Origin of the sequence: Paraburkholderia lycopersici (assembly GCF_900096975.1) — a bacterium.
Classification (GTDB): domain Bacteria; phylum Pseudomonadota; class Gammaproteobacteria; order Burkholderiales; family Burkholderiaceae; genus Paraburkholderia; species Paraburkholderia lycopersici.
The window spans coordinates 19,886-43,078 of record NZ_FMYQ01000013.1 but is presented as its reverse complement, the minus strand read 5'-3'; the positions used below and the strand labels follow the sequence as shown (position 1 = coordinate 43,078).

At 65.7% G+C, this 23,193-nt stretch carries 24 protein-coding genes; 9 read left to right on the top strand and 15 right to left on the bottom strand.

Annotation, left to right across the window (positions count from 1 at the left end; genetic code table 11):
* Positions 1-284 precede the first annotated feature (284 nt).
* The 4 genes from BLU17_RS15660 to BLU17_RS15645 all read left to right on the top strand — a co-directional run bounded on the left by BLU17_RS15660 (position 285) and on the right by BLU17_RS15645 (position 4,102).
* Positions 285-746 carry an outer membrane lipoprotein gene (locus BLU17_RS15660; protein WP_091997988.1) on the top strand — a complete coding sequence of 154 codons (462 nt, stop codon included), beginning with the start codon at positions 285-287 and terminating at the stop codon, positions 744-746.
* Between the two features lie 410 nt (positions 747-1,156).
* Positions 1,157-2,005 carry a mechanosensitive ion channel family protein gene (locus tag BLU17_RS15655; protein ID WP_091997986.1) on the top strand — a complete coding sequence of 283 codons (849 nt, stop codon included), beginning with the start codon at positions 1,157-1,159 and terminating at the stop codon, positions 2,003-2,005.
* Positions 2,006-2,211: 206 nt separating this feature from the next.
* Positions 2,212-2,616, top strand: coding sequence for a DUF302 domain-containing protein (locus BLU17_RS15650; protein WP_091997984.1), 405 nt, complete (start codon positions 2,212-2,214; stop codon positions 2,614-2,616).
* Between the two features lie 139 nt (positions 2,617-2,755).
* Complete coding sequence (locus tag BLU17_RS15645) at positions 2,756-4,102, top strand: multidrug efflux MFS transporter (protein ID WP_091997982.1); 1,347 nt, start codon at positions 2,756-2,758, stop codon at positions 4,100-4,102.
* A 128-nt stretch (positions 4,103-4,230) separates the two neighbouring features.
* Here the strand turns inward: BLU17_RS15645 and BLU17_RS15640 are convergent, their stop codons facing one another.
* Entirely contained in the window at positions 4,231-4,488 is a 258-nt protein-coding gene (locus BLU17_RS15640) for a hypothetical protein (protein ID WP_091997980.1), read from the bottom strand.
* Positions 4,489-5,049: 561 nt separating this feature from the next.
* On the opposite strand from BLU17_RS15640, the gene BLU17_RS15635 reads away from it, so the two are divergent.
* Both BLU17_RS15635 and BLU17_RS15630 read left to right on the top strand, forming a co-directional pair.
* On the top strand, positions 5,050-6,732 hold the full coding sequence (locus tag BLU17_RS15635; protein WP_091997978.1) for a phospholipase C: 1,683 nt from the start codon (positions 5,050-5,052) through the stop codon (positions 6,730-6,732).
* A gap of 183 nt (positions 6,733-6,915) precedes the next feature.
* A complete protein-coding gene (locus BLU17_RS15630; RefSeq protein WP_091997976.1) occupies positions 6,916-8,349 on the top strand; it encodes a cytochrome-c peroxidase in 1,434 nt (477 codons plus the stop codon).
* Positions 8,350-8,411: 62 nt separating this feature from the next.
* Here the strand turns inward: BLU17_RS15630 and BLU17_RS15625 are convergent, their stop codons facing one another.
* The 10 genes from BLU17_RS15625 to BLU17_RS15580 all read right to left on the bottom strand — a co-directional run bounded on the left by BLU17_RS15625 (position 8,412) and on the right by BLU17_RS15580 (position 15,902).
* Positions 8,412-8,750, bottom strand: coding sequence for a cupin domain-containing protein (locus BLU17_RS15625; protein ID WP_091997975.1), 339 nt, complete (start codon positions 8,748-8,750; stop codon positions 8,412-8,414).
* A 62-nt stretch (positions 8,751-8,812) separates the two neighbouring features.
* The gene (locus tag BLU17_RS15620) at positions 8,813-9,244 is read right to left on the bottom strand and encodes an OsmC family protein (protein ID WP_091997973.1); all 432 of its coding nucleotides are present in this window, start codon (positions 9,242-9,244) and stop codon (positions 8,813-8,815) included.
* 69 nt (positions 9,245-9,313) lie between these two features.
* Entirely contained in the window at positions 9,314-10,111 is a 798-nt protein-coding gene (locus BLU17_RS15615) for a c-type cytochrome (RefSeq protein ID WP_091997971.1), read from the bottom strand.
* Complete coding sequence (locus tag BLU17_RS15610) at positions 10,108-11,733, bottom strand: b(o/a)3-type cytochrome-c oxidase subunit 1 (RefSeq protein WP_091997969.1); 1,626 nt, start codon at positions 11,731-11,733, stop codon at positions 10,108-10,110. Before BLU17_RS15610 ends, BLU17_RS15615 begins: the two co-directional genes overlap by 4 nt.
* A complete protein-coding gene (locus BLU17_RS15605; protein ID WP_091998204.1) occupies positions 11,723-12,298 on the bottom strand; it encodes a cupredoxin domain-containing protein in 576 nt (191 codons plus the stop codon). The genes BLU17_RS15610 and BLU17_RS15605 overlap by 11 nt, the downstream gene beginning before the upstream one ends.
* Positions 12,299-12,322: 24 nt before the next feature.
* A complete protein-coding gene (locus BLU17_RS15600; RefSeq protein ID WP_091997966.1) occupies positions 12,323-12,505 on the bottom strand; it encodes a hypothetical protein in 183 nt (60 codons plus the stop codon).
* Positions 12,506-12,512: 7 nt separating this feature from the next.
* Positions 12,513-13,805: a c-type cytochrome gene (locus tag BLU17_RS15595; protein ID WP_091997964.1), complete on the bottom strand. Its 1,293-nt coding sequence runs from the start codon at positions 13,803-13,805 to the stop codon at positions 12,513-12,515.
* Positions 13,806-13,884: 79 nt separating this feature from the next.
* Positions 13,885-14,490: a c-type cytochrome gene (locus BLU17_RS15590; protein ID WP_091998202.1), complete on the bottom strand. Its 606-nt coding sequence runs from the start codon at positions 14,488-14,490 to the stop codon at positions 13,885-13,887.
* Between the two features lie 420 nt (positions 14,491-14,910).
* Complete coding sequence (locus BLU17_RS15585; protein ID WP_091997962.1) at positions 14,911-15,144, bottom strand: H-NS family nucleoid-associated regulatory protein; 234 nt, start codon at positions 15,142-15,144, stop codon at positions 14,911-14,913.
* 62 nt (positions 15,145-15,206) lie between these two features.
* Positions 15,207-15,902, bottom strand: coding sequence for a cytochrome b/b6 domain-containing protein (locus BLU17_RS15580; RefSeq protein ID WP_091997960.1), 696 nt, complete (start codon positions 15,900-15,902; stop codon positions 15,207-15,209).
* Between the two features lie 161 nt (positions 15,903-16,063).
* Between BLU17_RS15580 and BLU17_RS15575 the strand changes: the two genes are divergently transcribed.
* Positions 16,064-16,663, top strand: a complete 600-nt coding sequence (locus BLU17_RS15575; protein ID WP_091998200.1) for a TMEM175 family protein — start codon at positions 16,064-16,066, stop codon at positions 16,661-16,663.
* 66 nt (positions 16,664-16,729) lie between these two features.
* On the opposite strand, the gene BLU17_RS15570 is transcribed toward BLU17_RS15575, so the two are convergent.
* Positions 16,730-17,308, bottom strand: coding sequence for a DUF4142 domain-containing protein (locus BLU17_RS15570; protein ID WP_091997959.1), 579 nt, complete (start codon positions 17,306-17,308; stop codon positions 16,730-16,732).
* Between the two features lie 275 nt (positions 17,309-17,583).
* Between BLU17_RS15570 and BLU17_RS15565 the strand changes: the two genes are divergently transcribed.
* Complete coding sequence (locus BLU17_RS15565) at positions 17,584-17,982, top strand: FKBP-type peptidyl-prolyl cis-trans isomerase (protein ID WP_091997957.1); 399 nt, start codon at positions 17,584-17,586, stop codon at positions 17,980-17,982.
* A gap of 102 nt (positions 17,983-18,084) precedes the next feature.
* Here BLU17_RS15565 and BLU17_RS15560 read toward each other — a convergent pair whose 3' ends face one another.
* Positions 18,085-18,876, bottom strand: a complete 792-nt coding sequence (locus BLU17_RS15560) for a 3-hydroxybutyrate dehydrogenase (RefSeq protein WP_091997955.1) — start codon at positions 18,874-18,876, stop codon at positions 18,085-18,087.
* A gap of 24 nt (positions 18,877-18,900) precedes the next feature.
* On the bottom strand, positions 18,901-20,301 hold the full coding sequence (locus tag BLU17_RS15555; protein WP_091997954.1) for a GntP family permease: 1,401 nt from the start codon (positions 20,299-20,301) through the stop codon (positions 18,901-18,903).
* Between the two features lie 358 nt (positions 20,302-20,659).
* Between BLU17_RS15555 and BLU17_RS15550 the strand changes: the two genes are divergently transcribed.
* Positions 20,660-22,135 (top strand): sigma-54 interaction domain-containing protein, encoded by a 1,476-nt coding sequence (locus tag BLU17_RS15550; RefSeq protein WP_091997952.1) that lies wholly within the window; start codon positions 20,660-20,662, stop codon positions 22,133-22,135.
* A gap of 18 nt (positions 22,136-22,153) precedes the next feature.
* Here BLU17_RS15550 and BLU17_RS15545 read toward each other — a convergent pair whose 3' ends face one another.
* Entirely contained in the window at positions 22,154-23,074 is a 921-nt protein-coding gene (locus tag BLU17_RS15545; protein ID WP_091997950.1) for a 3-hydroxyacyl-CoA dehydrogenase family protein, read from the bottom strand.
* Between the last annotated feature and the right edge of the window lie 119 nt (positions 23,075-23,193).

The following is a 23,193-nucleotide window of genomic DNA, read 5'->3' as shown; positions in this document are numbered from 1 at the left end:
CCTTCTCCGATCGACTTCACGAGGCGTAATGCGGGCGCGGGAAATCGCGGGCAAAAGCGCACGACACATTAAGATATCCGAAATATCTACCAATAGATGGCACGTTGAATACCTCATGTGCCAATCGTATTCCATAATGATTTTCAGGTGTCCGGATGATGAATCGCGCCCGCTCCGGTCGCCAATGGCTAAACGTTCGCTAATTAATGCCCGCGCCGGTCGTTAGCAAACGGGTCGAATGAATCGGCGAATCCGTAGTGAGCCGTCATATTGAGGGGAACGTCATGCGACATCTCGCTGCAACACTTCTTGGCTCTCTGGCTGCTTCGCTCACCCTCTCCGGCTGCGAGGCGCCGACGTCGGCCTCGACTTTTACGCCGGCCCAGGCGCAGCAGGTAATGGTGGTCGAGGTCGGTGTGGTCGAAACCGTGCGACCTGTCACGATCCAGCCTGGCCCCACGGGCGTCGGCGCTATCGCGGGCGGCGCGCTAGGCGGTATCGCGGCGGGCAGCACGATCGGGCGCGGCACCGGCTCGGTTGCGGCCGGCATAGGCGGCGCAGTGCTGGGCGGCGTGGCCGGCAATGCCGTGGAACAGCGCGCCACGCAGCGCGCGGGCCTTGAAATCGGCGTCCGTCTGGATTCGGGGCAACTGATTTCGGTGACCCAGGACGCGGATCAGCAGTTCTTTCCGGGCGATCGTGTGCGCGTGCTGCTCGGCAACAACTCGGTTCGCGTCACCCGTTGATGCGATGCGTGGATGGCTGGTCTCCTGGTAAGCCCTTCGTCGACATTGAAGGCGCGAGCCGAAGTGCCTGACAAAACGACGAAACCGATAGCCGGGCGAATGTCACGGCGGCGTCGATGAACGCGGCCTGCCGGTGCTTGACGCCGCGAATCGAGCAGCCGGATGGCGGAATAAAGCCAGGGTAATCGCCGCATGACGTGTCCGATTATTGGCAATGTGGTCGGCTTCCAGTTTTGCCGAGAACGCGATCCGTTGCGCCTGCAGCGGTGTCGGATCGATGTGCTGGCGTGTGCGGACGGGCGCTCGCGTGCCGGATGCTTTCGAAGCTTACGGGCATGCGGACTGCTGCCGCGGTTGTGAGGTGCGCGCTGCGCCTTTCAGTCCCCCTCGCAATCGCTTGACCATCGACCATGGACGACTTCTTCAACCGCCTCTTTCATTTGCAACCGTCGCTGATCGCGACGATCACCCATGACGTCGTGCACCTGATCGTCGCCGTGCTGATTCTCGTGATTGGCTGGTGGGTCTCGAACCGCGTCGCGCGGATATGCTCGCGCATGCTGATGCGCTCGCACGCGGACCCGACCGTCGCGCCGATGCTCGCCGGCATGGCCGCATGGGCCGTGCGCGTGATCGCCATCGTCGCCGCGCTCAGCGAGGTGGGCATCGCCACGGCGAGCGTGCTCGCCGCGCTGGGCGCCGCCGGACTCGCGATCGGCCTCGCGCTGCAAGGCACGCTGCAAAATATCGCCGCCGGCATGATGTTGCTGATGCTGCGCCCGTTTCGCGCCGGCGACGTGATCGAAGGCAGCGGCGCTGCGGCAGGGATCGTATGCGAAGTGGGGCTCTTCACGACGCGCATCGAGCGTGGCGACGGCAATGTCGTATTCGTGCCGAACAGCCAGATCTGGAGCAATCCCGTCATCAACTACAGCAGCGGCGGCACGCAGCGTGTCGACATGACGATCGATCTCGCGCGGCGCGACCAGGTGGATGCGGCCATCGGCAAGCTCAAGGAGATGGTCGCCGCCGAACCGCGCGTGCAGAACGGCTCCACGCTCGCGCCGACGGTCGCCGTGGACAGCTATCCGTCGAACGGCGGCGTGCGCCTGCGCGTGCGCGCATGGGTGCGCAACGAGGACGCGCAATACGCAGCCGACGATTTGCGCGGCCATGCCCGCGACGCGCTGGCGACGGCGGGACTTGCGGTCGCGGCCAACGCGCGCGCGAGCGGCGACGCGGCGCTGACGCGTTCGTGAGTCCGCGCCTTCCGCCTTTCAAACCGCTACAACACGTTCGACATCGCGGGCGCGCAACGTCGCCCCCCGACTAGCCTGCCGCGGCGACAATCGGCCAGTGTGGCCGCAACGCGAACCGCTGCCATCGGCCGCGCATTCTGGGATAAAGTGCCGTTGCATGCACCGCGCATCTTGCGCGGACCGTGTGCCGTCGAAGGAGGTCCGTCATGGCCGAATACGGGCAGCATCCCTCATCCGTGCTGGCGCTCAAAAGTGCGCACGATTTCGATACGACCATCGCCCGCCTGAAGACCGCGCTGGCTACGGCGGGCGCGGTGGTTTTCGCGGACGTGGACCAGCGCGGCGCGGCTGAAGCCGCTGGGCTCAGCCTGCGTCGCACGCGCCTCATTCTGTTCGGCAATCCGAAGGCGGGCACGCCCATCATGGCGGTAAATCCGCATGCGGCGGTGGAGCTGCCTCTGCGCATGGTGGTCTGGGAAGACAACGAAGGGCACACGCGGCTCGACTATCGCGATGTCTCGCAGACGCTCGGCCCGCTCTACGGTATCGAGCCTGAAGTGCTGGGCCCGCTGCAGCGCATGGTGGCGCTGCTGCAGACCGCTGTGCAATAACACCGGCGCGCGGGCGGCCATCTTCGGTGGGCGCTTAAAAAATTGACAGCCGCAGCGCGCCTGGCTTAACGTACATGACTTGCGACTTCGCCCGGCTGCCGGACGAAGCGCGTCGCCCGCCGCAGCCCACCATCCGCCGATGACTTCCCGCGCAGAAGACCCCGCCGATCCGTCACGCGATCGGGCAGGGGCGTCCGACCCGACTTCCGATTCTTCTCGCACAGCCGCGCCGGCCTCTTCCGGCACGACGAAAGCGCCGCCCGAAAGGACGCCCGAAAGGACGCACGAACCTGCCGCCGCGCAGCACTGGCGACGCAATCTCGCGGTCTGCGTGGCAGGCTCGTTCACGACGCTCGTCGCAATGACGCTGATGCTGCCGTTCCTGCCGCTCTACGTCGAGGAACTCGGCGTGCATGGCCACGCGGCGATCGTGCAATGGTCGGGCATCGCCTACAGCGCGACGTTCTTCACGGCCGCGCTCGTTGCGCCGCTGTGGGGGCGCCTTGGCGACCGCTACGGCCGCAAACCCATGCTCGTGCGCGCGAGCCTCGGCATGGCGGTCACGATGTCGCTGATCGGCATGTCGCGAAACATCTGGCAACTCGTGGCGCTGCGCCTCGTCGCGGGTTTCGCGGGTGGCTATTCGTCGGGCTCGACCATCCTCGTCGCCACCCAAACGCCGCGTCACCGCTCGGCCTGGGCGCTCGGCGTGCTTTCCTCGGGCATCATGGCCGGCAATCTCATCGGGCCGCTGCTCGGCGGCTCGCTGCCTCCGCTCATCGGCTTGCGCGCCACGTTCTGGGTGGCGGGCGCGACGATCTTCGCGGCCTTCGTCGCGACCTGCGTGTTCGTGAAGGAAGCGCCGCGTCCCGCGCGCGCCGCGCAGCACACGGCGGTCGGCGCATGGTCCGCGCTGCCCGACAAACGCCCGATCGTCGCCATGCTCGTGACGGGCATGCTGCTGATGCTCGCCAACATGTCGATCGAGCCCATCATCACCGTGTACGTGGCGACGCTCGTCCACGATCGCGCGCGCGTGACCTTCGTCGCGGGCCTTGCGATGTCGGCGGCGGCGCTCGGCAGTATCGTCGCGGCCTCGCGGCTCGGGCGCTTCGCGGACCGCGTGGGGCACGCGAAGGTAATCGTCGGCGCGCTGACTGTCTCGGCGCTGCTGCTGGTGCCGCAGGCCTTCGTCACTGCGGGCTGGCAGCTCGTCGCGCTGCGCTTTCTCATGGGCGTGTCGCTGGCGGCGCTCCTGCCGTGCATCGCGACGGTCATTCGCCACAACGCGCCGGACCACGCTGCGGGCAGCGTGCTCGGCTATTCGGTGTCGGCCCAGTTCGCCGGGCAGGTGCTCGGACCGCTGATCGGCGGCTTCGTCGGCGGGCATCTGGGCATGCGCGCCGTCTTCCTCGGCACGAGCCTTCTCATGCTGGCGGGCGCGCTCTTCACCTGGCGCGCGGTGGGACCCGGCCGGCACGAATAAGCGCAGCAAGACCACGACGAGGGCGCCCGCAGGGCGCAAGGCAACGACGGCGGATCTGCGCGCCGCTTCCTTTCATCGGCTTTCCGCACGCGGCCGGGCTTTGCCGCGTGCGCTTCATCGCGCGCGGCTCATTGCCCGAAGAAAATATCGCACTCCGAGCGCGGCCAGCACGTCTTGCCCGTGCGATGGCCCGAGGCGCCGCGCGTGTCGGGCACGCCGCCATACGACATGTCGGTGCTGGCCTGGGCCGAGGCATTGGCGTCATTGGTCATCGTCTGATGCGCGCTGTCTTGCGAAACGGGCTCATCCTTCGCGCGCGCCGTACCCGGAGCGGCGGCCGCCAGGGCCGCCACGCACGCGGCGATCAACGCCAGGCGGATAGTCATTTCAGCCTCCTTTCTCGAGTTCGTGAATGCGCCTTCACCGCAGCTATGCGGCAACCCCGCGGCGAGGGCGCGCGCGAGCGAGGCCACAGGGCCTCGCTCGCACACTGATCTGGAAAGTCGGGATGCCGGCGCGCAACGCACGGCTGCCGAACGTGTTAGCTCACTGCTCCACGTAAGAAGCTCACCCGCGCATTCGGGGGCGGCACAGCGCGGCGCGACGCAAGAAGAGGGGGACGAGCGGGCGCGCAGAGAACATCCGCGCTGCACTTTCAGTTATAGCTCGCGCCGCACGGAGTGCAATGGGCCGCCGCGGGGTCACGGCTGCGCGCGATGCCTGCACGATTCTTTCGATAATGAAACAGACTGAAAGTCATTGGAAATTAAATGGTCGCCGTGTAGTCATCTTGCGATGTTGTAATGCGCTCGCTCTGATGTATGGCGCATTGGGGCCTGTTCGCAGTACCGGCACCGCCTGAATGGCGTGGCGGCAGGGCGCACGATGTGCGCGCCGCGTCCCAGGACTCTAAAAGCAAGTCAAACAAATCGATGGAGCCCAACTACATGTATCGCCGAGCACTACTTGCCCTGCCTTGCGCGGGCCTCGCCGCTGCACTCTTTGCATGTGGCAGCAGCAATTCGAATCCGGGGGCAGCTACGCCGAGCGTGTCGGCGCAGGATGCGCTGACGACGGCCACGCCGATCAAGCACCTCGTCGTGATTTACGGCGAGAACGTCTCGTTCGACCACTACTTCGCCACCTACCCGAGCGCCAGGAACCCGGGCGGCGAGCCCGCCTTCAATGCCGCTTCGGGCACGCCGGCCGTCAACGGTCTCGCTGGCGCGCTGCTCACGTCGAATCCCAACTCGAACACGACGCTCAACGGCACCGACGCGGCGAACCCGTTCCGTCTCGACCGCACGCAGGCCGCCACGGCCGACCAGAACCACGCCTACACGGCCGAACAGCAGGCCGGCGACAACGGCGCACTCGACCTGTTCCCGAAGTACACGGGTAAGGCCACGAGCGGCGGCGCGGACGCTTTCGGCACGAAGGGCCAGGTGATGGGGTATTACGACGGCAACACCGTCACGGCGTTGTGGAACTACGCGCAGAAGTTCGCGATGAGCGACAACGCCTGGACCACGACCTACGGTCCGTCGACGCCGGGCGCGCTCGAAGTCGTATCGGGTCAGACCAACGGCCTCGAAATCGTGAACACGTCGAAGCAGCCCTCGACGGTGGCCGCGCCGACCTACTACATCGAGGACGGCGCAGGCGGTCTCACGCTGATGGGCGACGTGGACCCGGGCTACGACATCTGCTCGAGCGCGACCGACCAAGGCATGATCAACGCGCAGAACATCGGCGACCTGCTGAACGCGCAGAAGATCACGTGGGGCGGCTTCATGGGCGGCTTCAACCTGCAGACGGTCAACTCGAACGGCACGACGGGCTGCAAGCGCAGCACGATCGCAACGGCCGTGAACGCGGCGACCGCCGACTACAGCCCGCACCACAACTGGTTCCAGTACTTCAAGTCGACGGCGAACCCGCAGCACCTGCGCCCGAGCTCGACGGCAACCATCGGCTACACGCTCGAACCGGACGGCAAGACGGTCGACCCGGCCAACCACGAGTACGATTCCGACGACTTCTTCGCGGCCGTGAAGGCGGGCAACTTCCCGTCGGTGAGCTTCCTCAAGGCGCCGGCTGCCCAGGACGCGCACGCGGGCTATTCGGATCCGCTCGACGAGCAGCAGTTCGTGACCAAGGTCGTGAACTTCCTGATGCAGCAGCCGGACTGGAAGAACACGGCTGTCGTCGTGACCTATGACGACTCGGACGGCTGGTACGACCACCAGTACATGGCGCCGGTGCATTCGTCGCTGAACGTCGCCGATCAGCTCAACGGCAACGGTGTTTGCGGCGGCGGCACGCAGCCCACGGGCATTACGGGCGCGCCGGTCAACGGCCGCTGCGGTCCGGGCACGCGCATTCCGTTCCTCGTGATCTCGCCGTGGGCCAAGGCAAACTACGTCGACCACGTGTTCATCGATCAGGCTTCGGTCGTACGCTTCATCGAGGACAACTGGCTCGGTGGCGCGCGTCTCGGCGGCGGTGCATTCGACGCAGCAGCGGGCGACATGCGCGGCATGTTCAACTTCAGCGGCACGGGTAATCTGCCGGCGCTGTACCTCGACGGCACGCAGGGCACGCAGCTCAGCTCGGCGCCGTCGATCTGATCGACGCCCGGCGCGAGGTTCGATCGTCCGCACGCGCAGGTCTCGCGTGTGCAGGGCGGCTGGCCTTGCGCCGTGGTCACGTCGGGTGGCTCACGCCGCGTTGCGCCAGCTTTCATCGCCGCTGGACGCTCGCGGCGTTCGGCTTTTCCTTTTCGTTGCATTACGCAAGAGAAAGATCGCATCATGTCCGAGCTTTCCGCTTCGCCTACACCGTCTTCTCCCGAACCGCGCCGCGCTTCGAGCGCCTCGCGGCTCGTCTTGCGCGCCGCCGCCGCCGTACTCGTGGCCGGCGCACTGGGTTTTTGCGCCTATGCCGTGGCGTTTCCCGCGAACGTGCCCGACGCCGTGGGCGAGGTCGTCGAGAACCTGACCGGCGCGAACGCGCATCCCGTCGTTCTGCAGCGCCCGCCTGTCGCGCCGCTTTCGGCGATGGCGCAGCTCGGCAAGCAGCTCTTTTCCGATCCGGCACTCTCGGCCTCCGGTCAGCAGTCCTGCGCTACGTGCCATAGCCCCGGGCACGCCTATGGTCCGCCCAATGGGCTCGACGTGCAGCAGGGCGGCCTCGCGATGAACCAGCAGGGTTATCGTCCGCCGCCTTCGCTCATGTACCTGTACCGGCAGCCGAACTTCAGCATCGGCCCCGACCAGGGCGAAAACGACGACGCGCCGAGCGTCGCGCAGCAGGCCACGGCCGCCGCCAGCGTCGTGAAATCGCAGAAGGTGGCGGGCGGCGCCTCGACTTCGGTCGAGATGGTGCCGCAGGGCGGCCTCTTCTGGGACGGACGCGCCGACACGCTGCAGCAGCAGGCCTACGGCCCGCTGCTCAATCCGGTGGAGATGGCGAACACGAGCATCGAACAGGTGGCGGCGAAACTCGAAAAGGCGGCCTACGCGAATCAGTTCATGCAGTTGTTCGGACCACGAATCTTCAGCGACCCGAAGATGGTCGTGTCGGAAGCGATGTTCGCGATTTCGCGCTATCAGGTGGAAGATCCGTCTTTCCATCCGTATAACAGCAAGTACGACCGCTGGCTCGAAGGCCACGCGCGCCTCACGCAAGCGGAGCTGCGCGGCTTGCGCCTGTTCAACGACCCGGACAAGGCGAACTGCGCCGGCTGTCACCTCTCGAAACCAGGCAAGGACGGCTTGCCGCCCATGTTCACGGACTATCAGTACGAGGCGCTGGGCGTGCCGCGCAACCGCAAGCTTGCGCAGAACCAGGACCCGCACTTCTTCGATCTGGGCGTATGCGGCCCGTTCCGCGACGACTTCAAGAACCAGACGCAATACTGCGGCATGTTCCTCACGCCGACGCTGCGCAATACGGCCACGCGCACGGTTTTTTTCCACAATGGCGTCTACCACACGCTCGACCAGGTGATGGCGTTCTATAACGACCGCAACACGGATCCGGGCAAGTTCTATCCGCGTGGGGCGGACGGCAAGATCGAGAAGTACGACGACATCCCCGCGCAATTCCAGAAGAACGTGGATGTGACCGACGCACCGTTCGACCGCAAGTTCGGCGACAAGCCCGCGATGACGCAAAGCGATATTCAGGACATCATCGCCTTTCTCAAGACGCTCAACGACGATCCGCTGCCGTCGAAGCCGTGAGCGGAGCGTGCCGCGTCCCGGCGAAACCGTCCGGGTCGCGGCGCGGATTCTTCGCGGCGCGCTTACTTGTCCTCGTGGGCAAGATGGATCGTGACGATCGCGGAGGCGTCGTCGAGCGCCTCCAGGGCGTGGGTCTCGCCGCCGGCCAGCAGCAGCATGTCGCCGGCATGCATCGTGCGCGGGTCGCCGTTCACGAAGAAGCGGATCGCACCCTCGATGCACTGCACCGTGATCTCGCCCGGCACGCTGTGTTCGGGCAGCCGCTTGCCAGCCGGCAGCACGAGCCGTATCACTTCGAGTTGCTGTGCACGGATCAGCGTGGTCGATTTGGCGTTCTTGAGCGCGCTGCCAAGCGGCCGCGCGTCGAAGACCTCACCCGGCGCGGCGTGGCGGATGGCCATGACTGTCTCTCATCGATGAAGCCGGCGCGGCGCACCTGGCGCGCGAGCCGGCGGGAGGGCGCTCAGGCAGTGAGCTTCGCGTCGAGCGTGATGTTCGCATTGTTGGCGAAGAGCTTCGAAACCGGGCAGTTTTCCTTGGCGGCATTCGCAAGCTCGTCGAACTTCGCTTGATCGATGCCGGGAATCTTCGCGCTCATGTCGAGCCGGCAGCTCGTGATGGCGAAGCCTTCGCCCACTTTGTCGAGCGTCACCGTCGATTTCGTTTCGATGCTTTCCGCCGTGAAGCCCGCCTGAGTCAGAAAAAGCGAGAACGCCATCGTGAAGCAGCCCGCGTGGGCCGCCCCGATCAGTTCTTCCGGGTTCGTGCCGGGACCGCCTTCGAAGCGCGAGGCGAAGCCGTAAGGCGCGTCCTTGAGCACGCCGGTTTGCGTCGAGATGGCGCCCTGTCCGTCCTTGATTCCGCCGTGCCATCTTGCCGATGCCGTCTTTTGCATGATGTTTCTCCGCGAACTGGAGTGGGGAGCCCGCAGGGCGCGCAATCGGCGTGCCCTGCAGCGTCGTGGTCAGGGCTGCTTCGGGGGCGTCTCGCCGGCGTACCATGCGGCGGCGGCGTCGATTTCCTCGGGCGTCATGTTGCGCGCGATGTTGCGCATCTGCTCGGAAATGTCGTTGTGGCGCGTGCCGTTCGCGAACGCGAGCAGTTGCGCCCTCGTGTACGCGGCGGGCAGGCCGTCGAGCCACGGGCTGCCCACCTTGCTGTCCACGCCGCCATGGCAGGACGCGCATGCGGGAATGTTGCGCAGCGGCGCGCCGTGCGCCACGATGCCGGGCGCTGTGCCATGCAGGTGTGCGATCGGCTGCAACGAGGCGTAGTAGGCGGCGAGGTCGCGCATGTCCTCGTCGGACAGGTCGCGCGCCATCGGCGACATCACGGCGTTCTGGCGCGCGCCGGTCTGAAAGTCATGCAGTTCCTTGTAGACCACGATGGCGAACTGGCCCGCCAGATTCGGCGAATTCGCCATGCTGATGCCGCGCGGGCCATGACACATCGTGCAGCGCAAGGCGAGCGTCGCGCCGCGGCCGATCGACAGGCTCGTCGCGCCGTCGAGCATGTGCGGCGCGAGTTCGACTGTGCTCACCTGGTAGCCGGGCGCGACCGCCGACCCGACCTGGTGCCACTGCCGCGGCACGCCGGCCGCGCTGCAGATCGCGTTCCAGACACCCTGGAAATACGGGTCGCTCTTGACGGAAGGCAGCCAGACGAAACCGATGAGCACGGAGACGACGAACACGGCGATCGTCGCGCCCACGCCCCTGCGGAACCACACATTGCGAAACGAGAACAGGCGTTCGTCGCTCATCGCTGCGCTCCAATCGGGATCGCGGGCACCGACGACTCAGGCGTCGCGAGCAGTTGCGCGATCGGGTAGCCGTAGTTGGTGATGGTGAGGGCGATCATCAGCACGATCCACAGCGCAAAGCTGTTGAGCGCCACCGGCAACGTGGGCGACTCGTGCACCGGCTTGCTGAAGCGATATTCCTCGGGCGCCACTTCGGCGCCGCGATGGCCCTGCAGCAGCACCACGAAGAAGAGCACCGCCGAAATCACGAGAATCAGGCCGCCCACCGCGGAGAGCGCCACGAGCGCGCCTTGCCCCGCTAACGCCGGGTCGCTGTAATCGTAGTAGGCCATGCGGCGCGGCATGCCCATCAAACCGACCAGGTGCCAGGGGAAGGTCGTCACGATCATGCCGATGAACCACAGCCACAACTGCCAGCGCATGAGCCGCCAGTTGGTGAGCGCGCGGCCGGTGAGCTGCGGCCAGAGATCGTAGGCAATGGCGAAGTACATGATGACGATCGCCCCGCCATAGATCAGATGGAAGTGGCCCGTGATCCACTGCGTGTTATGCACGGGCTGGTCGAGCTGGTAGCTCATGTTGATGAGACCGCCCGCGCCGCCAAAGCCGAGCATGACGAACGAGAACGCTACCGCCAGCATTTGCGGGTTCTGCCACGGCAGTTTCGCGATCCACCCGAACACGCCCTTGCCGCCGCGCAGCCGCCCCGCGATTTCGATCGACGCGCAGATCGTGAATACGGTGAGGAGCGTGGGCACCGAAACGAGCGCCGTGAACACCGACTGCACGAACTTGAAGCCCGAGCCCACCTGCGGGTCGGTGAAGAGGTGGTGCAGGCCGATCGGCATCGCCACCACGAGGAACAGGATGAACGAAATGCGCGCCATCGCGTCGCTGTAGAGCCGGCCGCCAATCGCGCGCGGCACGATCGTGTAGTAGGCGATATACGCGGGCATCAGCCAGAAGTAGACGATGGCGTGCAGCGTCCACGAGAAGAACACGCGCGCGAGGCCCGCGTCGATGGTATGGCGCCAGCCGAGCGCGACAGGCAGGATCTGGAACAGCACCTCGATGGCCGCGCCCACTGCCGTCCAGCCCCACAGGTAGGCGCCCGCCGTGCTCGCGAACATGGCGAGCGGCACGGGTTTGCCGGGATTCTCGCGCTTCCAGGCCGAGAGATTCACGCTCATCAGCGCGACCCAGACCCACGAGCCCACCACGACGAGCACCACGCCGAGGTAATAGAACACGTTGCCGATCATCGGCGGGTAGAACGTGTAGAGCACGGAGGCGAGGCCGAGCGCGACGGGCACCGAAGCCGTGACCGCGCCGAGCGCGAGCAGGATGAAGCCGAGCCACGCCCAGCGCACGCCGACGAGCGGGCGCTTCAATGCAAGCTCGGTGACCGCGTAGCCGAAGCCCATGGCAATGAGCGTGGGAAACACATAGCCCATCACGGTGCCGTGCTCCGTGACCGAGCGGTAGTAAAGCTCGGGATCGTTGAGCCACGGATGCAGCGGGCTGCGCACGAACATCTGCCACGCGCCGAGCAGCAGCGCCACGCCGAATACGATGAACGCGAGCCAGAAGTGGGCGAGTACGAGTCGCTTGTTATTTAACACAGCTGAGTCTCCGCGCGGGGTTGCCTGCCTGAGCCGCCATCTGCATGAAGGCATCCTTGTCGATGACCTTCACGTGCGCCCACATGCCCTGGTGGCCCGTGCCGCAGTATTCGTGGCAGGGCATGAGGTGGTCCGAGGGCGCGTCGAAGGTCGTGCGGAACGTCGAGACGTAGCCAGGCTCGACCATCGAGTTCAGGTTGGTGCCGGTAACGAGAAAGCCGTGCACGACATCGGCGCTCGTGGCGCGGAACGTGATGGGCGTATTCGCCGGCACGACGATGCATTGCGGCGTGAACGAATACTGCTGCGCGAGTATGCGCACCGTCACGGAGCCATCGGTCTCGACTGCGCTGCCGAGGTTCGATTCGACGAATTCGCCGGACACGTGCAGCGTTTCGGGATTGATGATCTCGACGCGCGAAGGCGGCATCATGGCCCAGTGCAGGCCGGTGAAGACCACCACCGCCACGAGCAGGGCAACGAACGCCACCATGAGCGTCGCCCAGCGGCGCTCCACGCGCGCGGCGACTTCGGCACTGGCATGGTTATCGAGCGGATTCGACATGAGGCCGGCCTTTTCTTGTCAGATCTATTGGATGACGCCGCGCGGCAGGAACACGACGAAGTAGAACGCGAACCAGAGCGCGGCCACGATGACGGTGGCGATACCCGCTACGGCAAGCGCGCCGCTCGGGCCGTTGGCCACGATCTCGTCGACCTGTTCATGCTGCGGGCGTTCGCCCGGTTGTTCGGGTACGGGTGTCTCGATCATCGCGGCCTCAGAAAAGCGGCGCGGAACGCAGCGCGTTTACTTCATGTTCGGAAACCGGCGTGCCGTGGTTGCCCCACGCCGTGCGGATATACGTGACCACGGCCGCCACTTCCTCATCCGAAAGCGCTTGCGCGAAGGGCGGCATGCCATAGGGCATGGGGTTCTTCCTCGTGCCGGGAGCATAGCCGCCGTTGAGCACCATGCGTATGGGGTTCACGGCCGAGTTCATCTGGATGGACTGGTTGTTGGCGAGCGGCGGGAAGTGCGGCAGCTTCCCCTGGCCTTCGCTTGCGTGGCAAACCGCGCATTGCGAGTCGTAGATCTTCTTGCCGAGCGGCGCGAGGCGGGCGGCTTCCTCCGAAACGAAGGTGCTCTTCGGCGACTTGTCGACTTCGCTGTCGCGGCCGGGCAGCGACTTCAGATAGACGGCCACGGCGCGCACGTCGTCCTCGGTGAGGTACTGGAAGCTGTCGTAGACCACCTCGGCCATCGGCCCGTACACGGCGCCGCGTTTGGACACGCCCGCATGCAGCAGATCGACGATGTCCTCGATGCTCCAGTCGCCGAGGCCCGCTTCCTTGTTCGACGTGAGCGAGGGCGCGTACCAGTTCTGCACGGGGATCAGGCCGCCCTGGAATTCCTTCGAGGCCGAGTTGCCGCCAAGTGCGTTGATGGCCGTATGGCACATCGTGCAGTGGCCAAGGCCTTCCACGAGATAGGCGCCGCGGTTCCATTCGACAGACTGTTTCGGGTCGGGCTTGAACTCGCCCGGACGGAAGAACAGCGTGCGCCAGCCGAGCAGCAACGAGCGCTGGTTATACGGAAAGCGCAGATCGTGCGGACGATTCTCCCGGCGCACGGGCGGCGTGGAGAGCAGGTACGCGAAGATGGCGTCGGAGTCCGCGCGCGTGACTTTCGTGTACGACGCGAACGGCATGGCCGGATAGAGCAGCGTGCCGTCACGCGACTTGCCGTCGTGCAGCATGCGGTAGAACTCGTCGGCGGTCCACGAGCCGATGCCATACGTTTTGTCCGACGAGATGTTGGGCGTGTAGAGCGTGCCGAACGGCGTTTCCATCGGGCGGCCGCCGCCGAACATCTGCTCGGAGGGCACCGTATGACATGCAATGCAATCGCCCGCGCGCGCAAGGTATTCGCCGCGCGCGATCAGTTCGGCGTTGCTCGCTATCGGCTTTGCGTTGGCGGTGGCCGCGGCGGCGGCGGCTCGCGCCGCGTTGGCTGCGTTCGCGCTGGGTGCGGCCGTTTGCGCGAGCGCGACTGCCGCGCCCACGCAGAGCATGGCGGCCGAAAGCGAGAGGCGCGCCGCGAGTGACGATGACGGGAGAAGGGATCGAAGTCTGCGCACGTCGAGGCCCCGGCTAGTTATGGACGCTGCCGCACGCGAGCGGCAGCGGCGAGGGCGCCGCTGGCGTCGTATCGGCGGGCGCGGGTTGCGACGAGAGCCAGGCCGCGATCGCGGTGATGTCGCGGTCGGCAAGGTGCGTGGCGATGTCGTGCATGCAGTCCGGGCTCGCGGCGCGGCGCGTGCCGTAACGGAACGCGCCGAGCTGCGCGCTGATGTAGTTCGGATGCAGGCCGACGAGACCGGGAATGGCCGGCTGCATGCCCGTGAGCGATGCGCCGTGGCAGCTCGCGCACGCGGGCACCTTGCGCCCGGGATCGCCGTTCAGCACGAGCGACTTGCCGAGCGCGAGCGTGGCCGCGTCGACTGCGGGCTTCGCGGGCGGCGGATAGGGCGGGTGCTGCTGCGCGAAGAACTCCGCAATCTGCTTGAGGTAAGCGTCGGGCAGATACGCCAGCAGATAGTTCATGGGCGGATAGCTGCGACCGCCGTCGCGAAAAGCGACGAGCTGGTTGTAGAGATAGCCTGCCGGCTTGCCCGCGAGACGCGGGAAGTAGTCGTTGTCGGTGCCCTCGCCATGCGCGCCATGACATGCCGCGCAACCCATCACGCGAGCCTGCATGGTGTCAGGCGCGGGCTCGGCGGGCGGAGCCGCGAGGACCTGCGCCCATGGCAGCCCGAGCGCGAGGATCAGAAGGACGATGCGGTTTCTCAATGATTCCCTCGTTGCGGATTGTGACAGCACACACGCGTTGCGATTCGATATCACTTGAGGCGTCGTCCGTGGGGATTCTCATTTTCAATGACGGCCGGGCGCGCACCTTCTGAAACACATTATCAGAGAAAAACGAAAATTAACGCCACGAAGATGCGCAAAATTTTTTGCGACCCGTGCTCGATGAGTACGGACGTTTGCTAACACAACGGCATGGAGTCGCGGTAAAACGCCGGGTGTTCGCCACGCGCGCGCCGGTCTCCGGCGCGGCATCGCTTCGAACGGAGCCCCCGCGGCGCGTTTGCCTGATGCGGGACGCGCGCGCGATCAAGCTTTGTCGACGGTGTCGCCGAACAGGTCCAGGTTGGCGCGCTCGCGCTTGTCGTCCGCGGGCTTGCGTGCGCGGCGCGGCTTGCCGAACACGTCTTCGGGCGTGAAGCCGAATTCGGCGATCGTCGCGCGCACGTTGGTCAGTGCTTCGTGCGCCGCTGCGGCGCGCGCGGCTTCGATACGCTCGTCGAGCTCGCGCTTCTGGGCGAGCAGTTCGCGGTAAGTAGCCATCGGTAAATCGTGTCGAGTGAAAGCGAGCGGCTGATTTTACGCGCTGCGCGGCGTTCGCGGCATCAAAGATAGATGGAGAGCAGCGCGACCACGACGCCCGACAAAGCCATCAGCAAAACGGCGAGCCACAGCGACCCGCGCGCGGGCGCACGCACCGAAGCGGGCAAGCGCTTTTTGCCGCTCACCATCGGCCCGATCAGATCGTGGCCTTTCGCGAGCGCGTAGACGGCGATCGCGCACACATGGACCGCGACCGCCGCCGCGAGCAGATCCCAGCCCAGCGAATGCATGTTCGCAATGGCGTTGGCGATTTTCGCGGGCACGATTTCGCTGAGCGGTCCTTCGTCGGCGACATCGTTGTTGTCGTAGAGACCAGTGAGCGCTTCGATCAGCAGCAGCGCGAGCAGCAGCAGGACCATCCAGCCGCCCGCCGCGTTGTGGCCCACCTGCACGTCGGGCTCGCGCCGCAGCAGATGGCGCAGATGCCCGATCGCCTTGCGCGGCGACGCGACAAAGCGCGAGAAGCGCGCGGTCTCGCTGCCGAAGCATCCCCACAGCAGGCGAAACACCACGAGCGCGAGCAGCGTTTCGCCGATGCGCACGTGCGTCTGCATCCAGTTCATGCGCTGCGTGACGTAGGCCGCCGCCACGAGCACGACGGTCAGCCAGTGGAAAAGCCGCGTAGGCAGATCCCAGACCGGCACGCGGCGCTCGGGAGCTTCGGGGCGCTTATCGGTTGCGGATGTCGTGGAGCGCATGATTCGCGGCAGGCGGGCGTGGCGTTCAACGCCATCATAGGCCAGAAACGGGAACGCGCCGCGGATCGCAACGCACGCGCCGTTTCGCCGGCATGGCTTCGCGCCGCGACTTCGGCCATACTTGCCGCTCGCCCTACGTCTCCCGCAAGCCGATCACGCAGATGGAAAAGAACCGACTCGAAGCCTTCAGCGATGGCGTGCTCGCCATCATCATCACGATCATGGTGCTGGAGCTCAAGGTGCCGCACGGCGAAGATCTCGCCGCGCTCGTGCCGCTCTGGCCGGTCTACCTGAGCTACGTGCTGAGCTTCCTTTACGTGGGCATCTACTGGAACAACCATCACCACATGCTGCATGCGGCGCGGCGCGTGAACGGCACGGTGCTTTGGGCCAATCTGCATCTGCTGTTCTGGCTTTCGCTGCTGCCGTTCACCACGGGCTGGATGGGCGAGAACCACTTCGGACGCTGGCCCACCGCGCTCTACGGCATCAATCTGCTGCTCTGCGCGGTTGCCTACGTTCTGCTGCAAATCGCGCTCGTGCGCTATCAGGGCACGCAAAGTCCGCTGGCGATTGCGCTCGGCAACGACGTGAAAGGCAAGATCTCACCGGTGTTCTACCTGGCGGGCTTCGCGCTGGCGGTGCTCGATCATCCGCACATCGGCGCGATCTTCTATGGCTTCGTCGCGCTGCTCTGGCTCGTGCCCGACCGGCGCATGGAACGCCTCGCCGTGGCCGCGCGCGAGCAGAGGGAAGAGTAGGGTATGCAGGGGCAGGGGCAGGGGCCGGCGCAGGCGCGGCCGGTCCCCGCCGTCATTACCGCGTCGTCAGCCTGCCAGGTGCTTGCGCTTAGCGAGTTGCTGCGCCTTGGCGTAGTCGGCCTGGATCACCGGCAGACCTTCCGTGGCGGCTTTCTTGAGGCCCGCGTCGCGGCCCGAGGCAATCTCCGCCTGGAATGCCGAGAGCGTTTTCTGCTGGCCCGCAAGCGCGATCTGCTCGATGTACGTCTTGTCGAAATCCGCGCCGCGCAGATTGTCGATGCTGCCCAGCGCCGCCGCATCAGGATCATTGCGCGGCACGTCCACGCCGCGCGGGCTTGCGGCGCGCATCGAGTCCGAGAGCTTCGTATAGTCGGCGACCAGCTTCTCCGCGAAGGCCTTCACTTCGCGGTCCGTCGAACGCGAGTCGGCAATGCGCGCGGCATCGCGCTGCGTGGCGACGGTTTGCGTGCCGTCGGCGATGAAGGTCTTGTCGGCTTCGTGAAGCTGGCCGGTTGCGGCCGCGGCCGTAGCGGAAGGCGCCGCGGACGCAGAAGGCGCGGGGGTTTGCGCACGGGCGCCCGGCGTAACGGCGAAAAGGCCAGCGGCCGAAGCCGTGATGAGCGAGGCAAGCGAGAGGCGAGTCATGTGAACTCCTTTCTGCGTGATTGGTATCGAATGCGCGCGCAACGCAGCGGGCAGTGCCGTTTTGCGCGAGACCGTCTTGCGTGAAAAGCCGTGCCGCTCAACGGTCTGAGGAATTCCAGGAACTCGCCTGGACTACAGGTGAAACGATTGCTTCGCTTGTGTAACGGTTGGTAAGGGAGATCTGCGGCAAGCGGGCGCTATTTCCGATACGCGCCGCCGACGGCGGCGAGAACCGCAGCCGATATAATCGCCGTGCTATCCAACGAGGACATCGCATGAAAACACTAGTCGCCTTACTCGCCGCTGCTACCGTTGCATCGACCGCGTTCGCCGCCAACCCCATAGAGAAGTTGCCCTCGGGCGTGGTGGTCGAGCATCTCAAGCAAGGCACCGGTCCGCAACCGACGGCCAACGACGTCGTGCGCGTCAACTATCGCGGTACGCTCGCGAACGGCACCGAATTCGACAGCTCCGCCAAGCATGGCGGCCCGGCGACCTTTCCGCTTGGCCAGGTGATCCCGTGCTGGACGCAAGGGGTGCAGAAGATGAAGGTCGGCGGCAAGGCGAAGCTGACCTGTCCGGCAGCGACCGCTTACGGCGATCGCGCAGTCGGCCCGATCCCCCCGAACAGCGACCTCACGTTCGAAGTCGAACTGATCGGCATCGGTCAGTAGCAGGACGAGGCGGGCGACGTGTTCGCGTCGTCCGCCATGCGGCGCGCGAAACCATGCGTCGCCGTCCCGCCCGCATTCAAAGGGCGGGACACGCTGGCGCACTTATTGCGCGAGCCATCCTCCATCCACCTTCAGTTCGGCTCCGCGCATTTCGCTGGCCGCTTCCGAGCACAGAAACACCGCCACGCCGCCAATCTGTTCGACGCTCGCAAAACGTCCCGACGGCTGCTTTTCGCCGAGCAGCTTCAGTGTGGCGTCTTCGGTGGAAATCGACTCGCGATGGGCAAGATCGTCAATCTGCTTCTGGACGAGTGGCGTGAGCACCCAGCCCGGACAGATCGCATTGACGGTGACGCCGCTGCGCGCCGTCTCCAGCGCGGCGACCTTCGTGAGCCCGATGACGCCGTGCTTGGCCGCGACATACGCCGATTTGCCGACCGAGCCGACAAGCCCGTGCACCGAGGCGATATTGATTACGCGTCCCCAGCCCGCCGCGCGCATGATGGGAAGCGCCGCGCGCGTTGCATGAAAGGTGGCGCTGAGATTGACCGCGATGATCTGATCCCAGCGCTCGGCCGGAAAGTGCTCGATCGTTTCGACATACTGAATACCTGCGTTGTTGACGAGGATGTCGAGACTGCCGAACGTGTTCGTCGCGAAGGCCATGAGGGCCTCGATGTCGGCGGGGCGGCTCATGTCCGCGTCGTGATGCGCGGCGCGCACGCCGGCGGCTTCGATCCGGGCGAGCGCGGCCGCCACGTCGCCGAAGCCGTTCAGGACGATGTTGGCGCCCGCACGGGCAAGCGCCGTCGCGATGCCGAGCCCTATGCCGCTCGTCGATCCGGTGACGACCGCGGTTTTCCCGGCGAGGGCAAGCGTCTGTGAGAGGTGCATGAGTGAGCCTGGTATGAATGCCGGTCAGACGAGACCGGTCAGGTAGAACACGGCGATGACGAAGAAGACGGCTAGCGTCTTGATGATGGTCACCGCGAAAATGTCGCGATACGACTCCCGGTGCGTGAGGCCAGTGACCGCGAGCAGCGTGATGACCGCGCCGTTGTGCGGCAGTGTATCCATGCCGCCGCTCGCCATCGCCACCACGCGGTGGAGGACTTCCATCGGAATGTGCATGGCCTGCGCCGTCTTGATGAAGGTGTCCGACATCGCGGCGAGCGCGATGCTCATGCCGCCCGACGCCGAGCCCGTGATGCCCGCGAGCGCCGAGACCGACACGGCCGCATTCACGAGCGGATTCGGAATCGCTTTGAGCGCGTTGCCGATGACGAGGAAGCCGGGCAGCGCCGAGATCACGCCGCCGAAGCCGTACTCGGACGCCGTATTGAGCGTGGCGAGCAGCGCACCGCTCACGGCGGTCTTGGTGCCGGTCGCGAAACGCGCCTTCACGCGGCCAAAGGCCGTCACGATGACGAGCAGAATGCCGAGCAGCAGCGCGCCCTGGACGGCCCAGATCGCGACGACGCTCTTCACTGGCACGGTCACGGGCGCGTGAATGCCGGGCAGCACGTCGGGCGAGACGGTGAAACTTTCGCCGTACCACTGCGGAATCCACTTGGTCAGCAAGAAATTGGCGACGCCGACGAGCACGAGCGGCGCGATCGCGAGCGCCGGATGCGGCAGGTTGCCCGTTTCCACGCGCTCGGGCTCGTTCACGAGCGAAGTGCCGTAGCCTTCGCCCTTCGCCATTGCGCCGCGGCGACGCCATTCGAGGTACGTGAGGCCCACGACGATGATGAAGACCGAGCCGATCACGCCGAGCCAGGGCGCGGCCCACGCAGTGGTCTTGAAAAACGTGGTGGGAATGATGTTCTGGATTTGCGGCGTGCCGGGCAGCGAATCCATCGTGAACGTGAACGCGCCGAGCGCGATCGCGCCGGGCATGAGGCGTTTGGGAATATTGCTCTGGCGATAGAGTTCGGCGGCGAACGGATAGACCGCGAACACCACGACGAACAGCGAGACGCCGCCGTACGTGAGCAGCGCGCACACCGCGACGATCACGGCGTTCGCTCGCGAGCGGCCGATATAGCGGATCGCGGCGGCCACGATGGCTTCGGAAAAGCCCGATAGTTCGATGACCTTACCGAATACGGCGCCGAGCAGGAACACGGGAAAGTAGAGCTTCACGAAGCCCACCATCTTGTCCATGAAGATGCCGGAGAACACCGGCGCGACAGCGGCGGGGTCGATCAGCAGGACGGCGCCCAGTGCGGCGATGGGCGCAAACAGAATGACGCTGTAGCCGCGGTAGGCGACCAGCATCAGGAACGCCAGGGCGGCGATCACGATCACAAAGGACATCTTGTCTCCAGTGGGGTTTATTCGTGCAGGCACATTTGCTTGTTCCGCGCTTCGAAGCCGGCGCGACCGCGCAATAGAGCACGATATGTGCCAGCAGCCGGCGAGCCTTGCTGGACACGGCGCAGCAAGGCTCGCAGTCGTGCGTCCGGCGCGGCGCGGCGCCCGCGGCGATGCCGAGGCCCCGATACGGTCTCGAAACTGAGATGGCACCGGCGCGGAAAGACGCCATGGGCTCGTCGCCAAGCGTGTAAAGCCCGGTTTCTCCGGGGTGTAGCGCATTCTCATTTCTGCGATAATTCGTCGCGAAAATGAGAATACGCGGCCCGGATTGGACCGCGACAGATGAAAAAAGAACCGAATGGAAATAGAAACGACCGCGCTGCTGGCCGACTACGAGCACGTGCGCAAACTGGCTATGCAATCGCTCTTCCAGTCACTCGACAAGTTCAGCGAAGGCACCGTTATCGTCGATCGCAACGCGCGCGTGGTGTGGATCAACCAGCACTACGCGGCGCGCTTCGGCTTCGACGATCCGGCCGCGGTGATCGGGCTCGATTGCGAAAGCGTCATTCCGAACAGCATGATGCGCGACGTCGTGAAGGGCGGCGAACCCATTCTGCTCGACATACTCGAAACCGATCGCGATCCGATCGTCGTCACGCGCCTGCCGATCAAGGACGACAACGGCGATACGATCGGCGCAGTGGGCTTCGTGTTGTTCAACGAACTCAAGGGGTTGTCGCCGCTCTTCAGCCAGTACGCGCGGCTGCGTGCCGAACTCATCAGCACGCGTCAGTCGCTCGCTCAGGTGCGTCGCGCGAAATACAGCTTTTCGAGTTTGATCGGCACCAGCGCCGCGAGCCTCGAGGTCAAGCGTCAGGCGCGCCGGGCTGCGCGCCTGACGTCGCCGGTGCTCCTGCTCGGCGAAACGGGCACGGGCAAGGAACTGCTTGCGCACGCGATACATGGCGCGTCCGGGCGCGCGGACGGTCCTCTCGTGACGGTGAACGTCGCGGCGATTCCCGACACGCTGCTGGAACTGGAATTCTTCGGCGCGGAGCCGGGCGCGTACACCGGGGCGGACCGCAAGGGGCGCATCGGCAAGTTCGAGCTGGCCCAGGGCGGTACGCTCTTTCTCGACGAGATCGGCGATATGCCGCTCGCGCTGCAGGGCAAATTGCTGAGGGTTCTGCAGGAGCAGGAATTCGAGCCGCTCGGTTCGAACCGCATCATGCGCACCGACGTGCGCATCATCGCGGCGACGTCGGCCGATCTGCCTGCGCTGGTGGCGCAGGGCAGATTTCGCGCCGACCTCTACTATCGCCTCAACGTGCTGATGATTCGCGTGCCGCCGCTGCGCGAGCGCCTCGCCGACATCGAGGGGATGGCGTATGCAATTCTCGACAAGCTTTCGGTGGAAAGCGGAGCGGGGCATCTCGAACTCGACCGCGATGCGCTCGCGGCGCTGTGCTCGTACAACTGGCCTGGCAACGTGCGCGAGCTGCGCAATACGCTCGAGCGCGCGGTGCTGCTATCGGACAGCGAGCGGATCGACGCGCATGTGCTCGCGCGCTTCGTCGGCGACGGCCGCGAGCAGCATCGAGCCGAAGATGAGGCGCGCCGCGCATTGGGTGCGCACGGCGGGCAGGTCGCCGCGTCGCCGGATCTCGCGGGCCCGCAGCGGTATGAAGACGCGATGCAGGATTTCGAGCGCCGCTTCTTGACCGACGCGTTGCGCGCGGCGGGCGGTCACGTGGCGAAAGCCGCAGCGCGGATTGGCATGGCGCGCGCGACGCTGTACCGGCGGATCGTCGCCCTCGGCATCGAGGTTTGATGCCCCGGGTTCGCTTGCTCAACCGCCCGCAATGAGCTTGCGCCGCGCTGTTTTCACGCGTGCGAAATGCGCGTCGTCCCAATCGTAGAAGCCCGCGCCGCTGCGCACGCCGACGCGTCCGGCCTTCACTTGCTCGCGCAACAGATCGATCACGTCTTCGTCCTTCGCGAGTTCGGGCATGAGGTGCGAGGAAATGTCGACGAACGTGTCGAGGCCGCCCATGTCCGCGCTCTCGAACGGGCCGACGATTCCCCAGCGACGGCCGAGCGACGCCTTCATTACCCGGTCGACCACTTCGGGGCTCGCCGCGCCCGAGCGCACGATGTTGAGCGCCTCGCGCAGCACCGCAAACTGCAGCCGGTTGCCGACGAAGCCGGGGATCGCCTTGGCGAGCACGACGGGCTCCATGCCGATTACGCGCATGAGCGCCTCTGTTCGCGCAGTGACTTCCGGCGCGGTAGCGCCCCCGGGCACGACTTCGACGAGCGGAATCATGTGAGGCGGATTCCAGAAATGCGCGATCACGAAACGCTCGCGAGCGGCCAGCGGCGCGGCTAGCAGGTCGGGCTCGAAACCGCTCGTGTTGCTCGCGAGAATCGCATCCGGGGCGAGCACCGCGCCGAGCTGCGCATAGAGCCGGTGCTTGAGATCGAGCACTTCGGGCACGGCCTCGAAGACGAACTGGGCGTCGGCCATCGCGTCGAGTGTCCCGGTCGTTTCGATACGCGCAAGCGCCGCCGCGCGAGCCTTAGCGTCGATGCGGCGTGCGTCGATCAGTTCGTCGAGCACGGCTTCGGCCTTTGCGGCCACACTCTCGAGCCGTGTGGGATCGACGTCATGCACGATCGTGCGCATGCCGTGCAATGCACATTGCGTCGCGATCCCGACGCCCATCAATCCCGTGCCCACCACGCCCGTTACCGTCACTGTTCTGTCCATGCTTTGTGTTCTCCATGCTGTTCCCTGACTGGGTTCGACAGCATAAAGCAACCGGCAAGAACTGGCGAAACTGCCGCGGTATCGGACGTCCGGGTGGACCCGACGGACAGCGACGCGCC

What these genes read in the sequence shown, in the direction of transcription:
- BLU17_RS15615 (WP_091997971.1), bottom strand. Translation starts at nt 10,111, where the DNA reads ATGAGCGACGAACGCCTGTTCTCGTTTCGCAATGTGTGGTTCCGCAGG.
- BLU17_RS15645 (WP_091997982.1), top strand. Translation starts at nt 2,756, where the DNA reads ATGACTTCCCGCGCAGAAGACCCCGCCGATCCGTCACGCGATCGGGCA.
- BLU17_RS15550 (WP_091997952.1), top strand. Translation starts at nt 20,660, where the DNA reads ATGGAAATAGAAACGACCGCGCTGCTGGCCGACTACGAGCACGTGCGC.
- BLU17_RS15630 (WP_091997976.1), top strand. Translation starts at nt 6,916, where the DNA reads ATGTCCGAGCTTTCCGCTTCGCCTACACCGTCTTCTCCCGAACCGCGC.
- BLU17_RS15590 (WP_091998202.1), bottom strand. Translation starts at nt 14,490, where the DNA reads ATGCAGGCTCGCGTGATGGGTTGCGCGGCATGTCATGGCGCGCATGGC.
- BLU17_RS15650 (WP_091997984.1), top strand. Translation starts at nt 2,212, where the DNA reads ATGGCCGAATACGGGCAGCATCCCTCATCCGTGCTGGCGCTCAAAAGT.
- BLU17_RS15575 (WP_091998200.1), top strand. Translation starts at nt 16,064, where the DNA reads ATGGAAAAGAACCGACTCGAAGCCTTCAGCGATGGCGTGCTCGCCATC.
- BLU17_RS15660 (WP_091997988.1), top strand. Translation starts at nt 285, where the DNA reads ATGCGACATCTCGCTGCAACACTTCTTGGCTCTCTGGCTGCTTCGCTC.
- BLU17_RS15565 (WP_091997957.1), top strand. Translation starts at nt 17,584, where the DNA reads ATGAAAACACTAGTCGCCTTACTCGCCGCTGCTACCGTTGCATCGACC.
- BLU17_RS15560 (WP_091997955.1), bottom strand. Translation starts at nt 18,876, where the DNA reads ATGCACCTCTCACAGACGCTTGCCCTCGCCGGGAAAACCGCGGTCGTC.
- BLU17_RS15545 (WP_091997950.1), bottom strand. Translation starts at nt 23,074, where the DNA reads ATGGACAGAACAGTGACGGTAACGGGCGTGGTGGGCACGGGATTGATG.
- BLU17_RS15555 (WP_091997954.1), bottom strand. Translation starts at nt 20,301, where the DNA reads ATGTCCTTTGTGATCGTGATCGCCGCCCTGGCGTTCCTGATGCTGGTC.
- BLU17_RS15585 (WP_091997962.1), bottom strand. Translation starts at nt 15,144, where the DNA reads ATGGCTACTTACCGCGAACTGCTCGCCCAGAAGCGCGAGCTCGACGAG.
- BLU17_RS15595 (WP_091997964.1), bottom strand. Translation starts at nt 13,805, where the DNA reads ATGCTCTGCGTGGGCGCGGCAGTCGCGCTCGCGCAAACGGCCGCACCC.
- BLU17_RS15600 (WP_091997966.1), bottom strand. Translation starts at nt 12,505, where the DNA reads ATGATCGAGACACCCGTACCCGAACAACCGGGCGAACGCCCGCAGCAT.
- BLU17_RS15655 (WP_091997986.1), top strand. Translation starts at nt 1,157, where the DNA reads ATGGACGACTTCTTCAACCGCCTCTTTCATTTGCAACCGTCGCTGATC.
- BLU17_RS15570 (WP_091997959.1), bottom strand. Translation starts at nt 17,308, where the DNA reads ATGACTCGCCTCTCGCTTGCCTCGCTCATCACGGCTTCGGCCGCTGGC.
- BLU17_RS15605 (WP_091998204.1), bottom strand. Translation starts at nt 12,298, where the DNA reads ATGTCGAATCCGCTCGATAACCATGCCAGTGCCGAAGTCGCCGCGCGC.
- BLU17_RS15635 (WP_091997978.1), top strand. Translation starts at nt 5,050, where the DNA reads ATGTATCGCCGAGCACTACTTGCCCTGCCTTGCGCGGGCCTCGCCGCT.
- BLU17_RS15580 (WP_091997960.1), bottom strand. Translation starts at nt 15,902, where the DNA reads ATGCGCTCCACGACATCCGCAACCGATAAGCGCCCCGAAGCTCCCGAG.
- BLU17_RS15640 (WP_091997980.1), bottom strand. Translation starts at nt 4,488, where the DNA reads ATGACTATCCGCCTGGCGTTGATCGCCGCGTGCGTGGCGGCCCTGGCG.
- BLU17_RS15625 (WP_091997975.1), bottom strand. Translation starts at nt 8,750, where the DNA reads ATGGCCATCCGCCACGCCGCGCCGGGTGAGGTCTTCGACGCGCGGCCG.
- BLU17_RS15620 (WP_091997973.1), bottom strand. Translation starts at nt 9,244, where the DNA reads ATGCAAAAGACGGCATCGGCAAGATGGCACGGCGGAATCAAGGACGGA.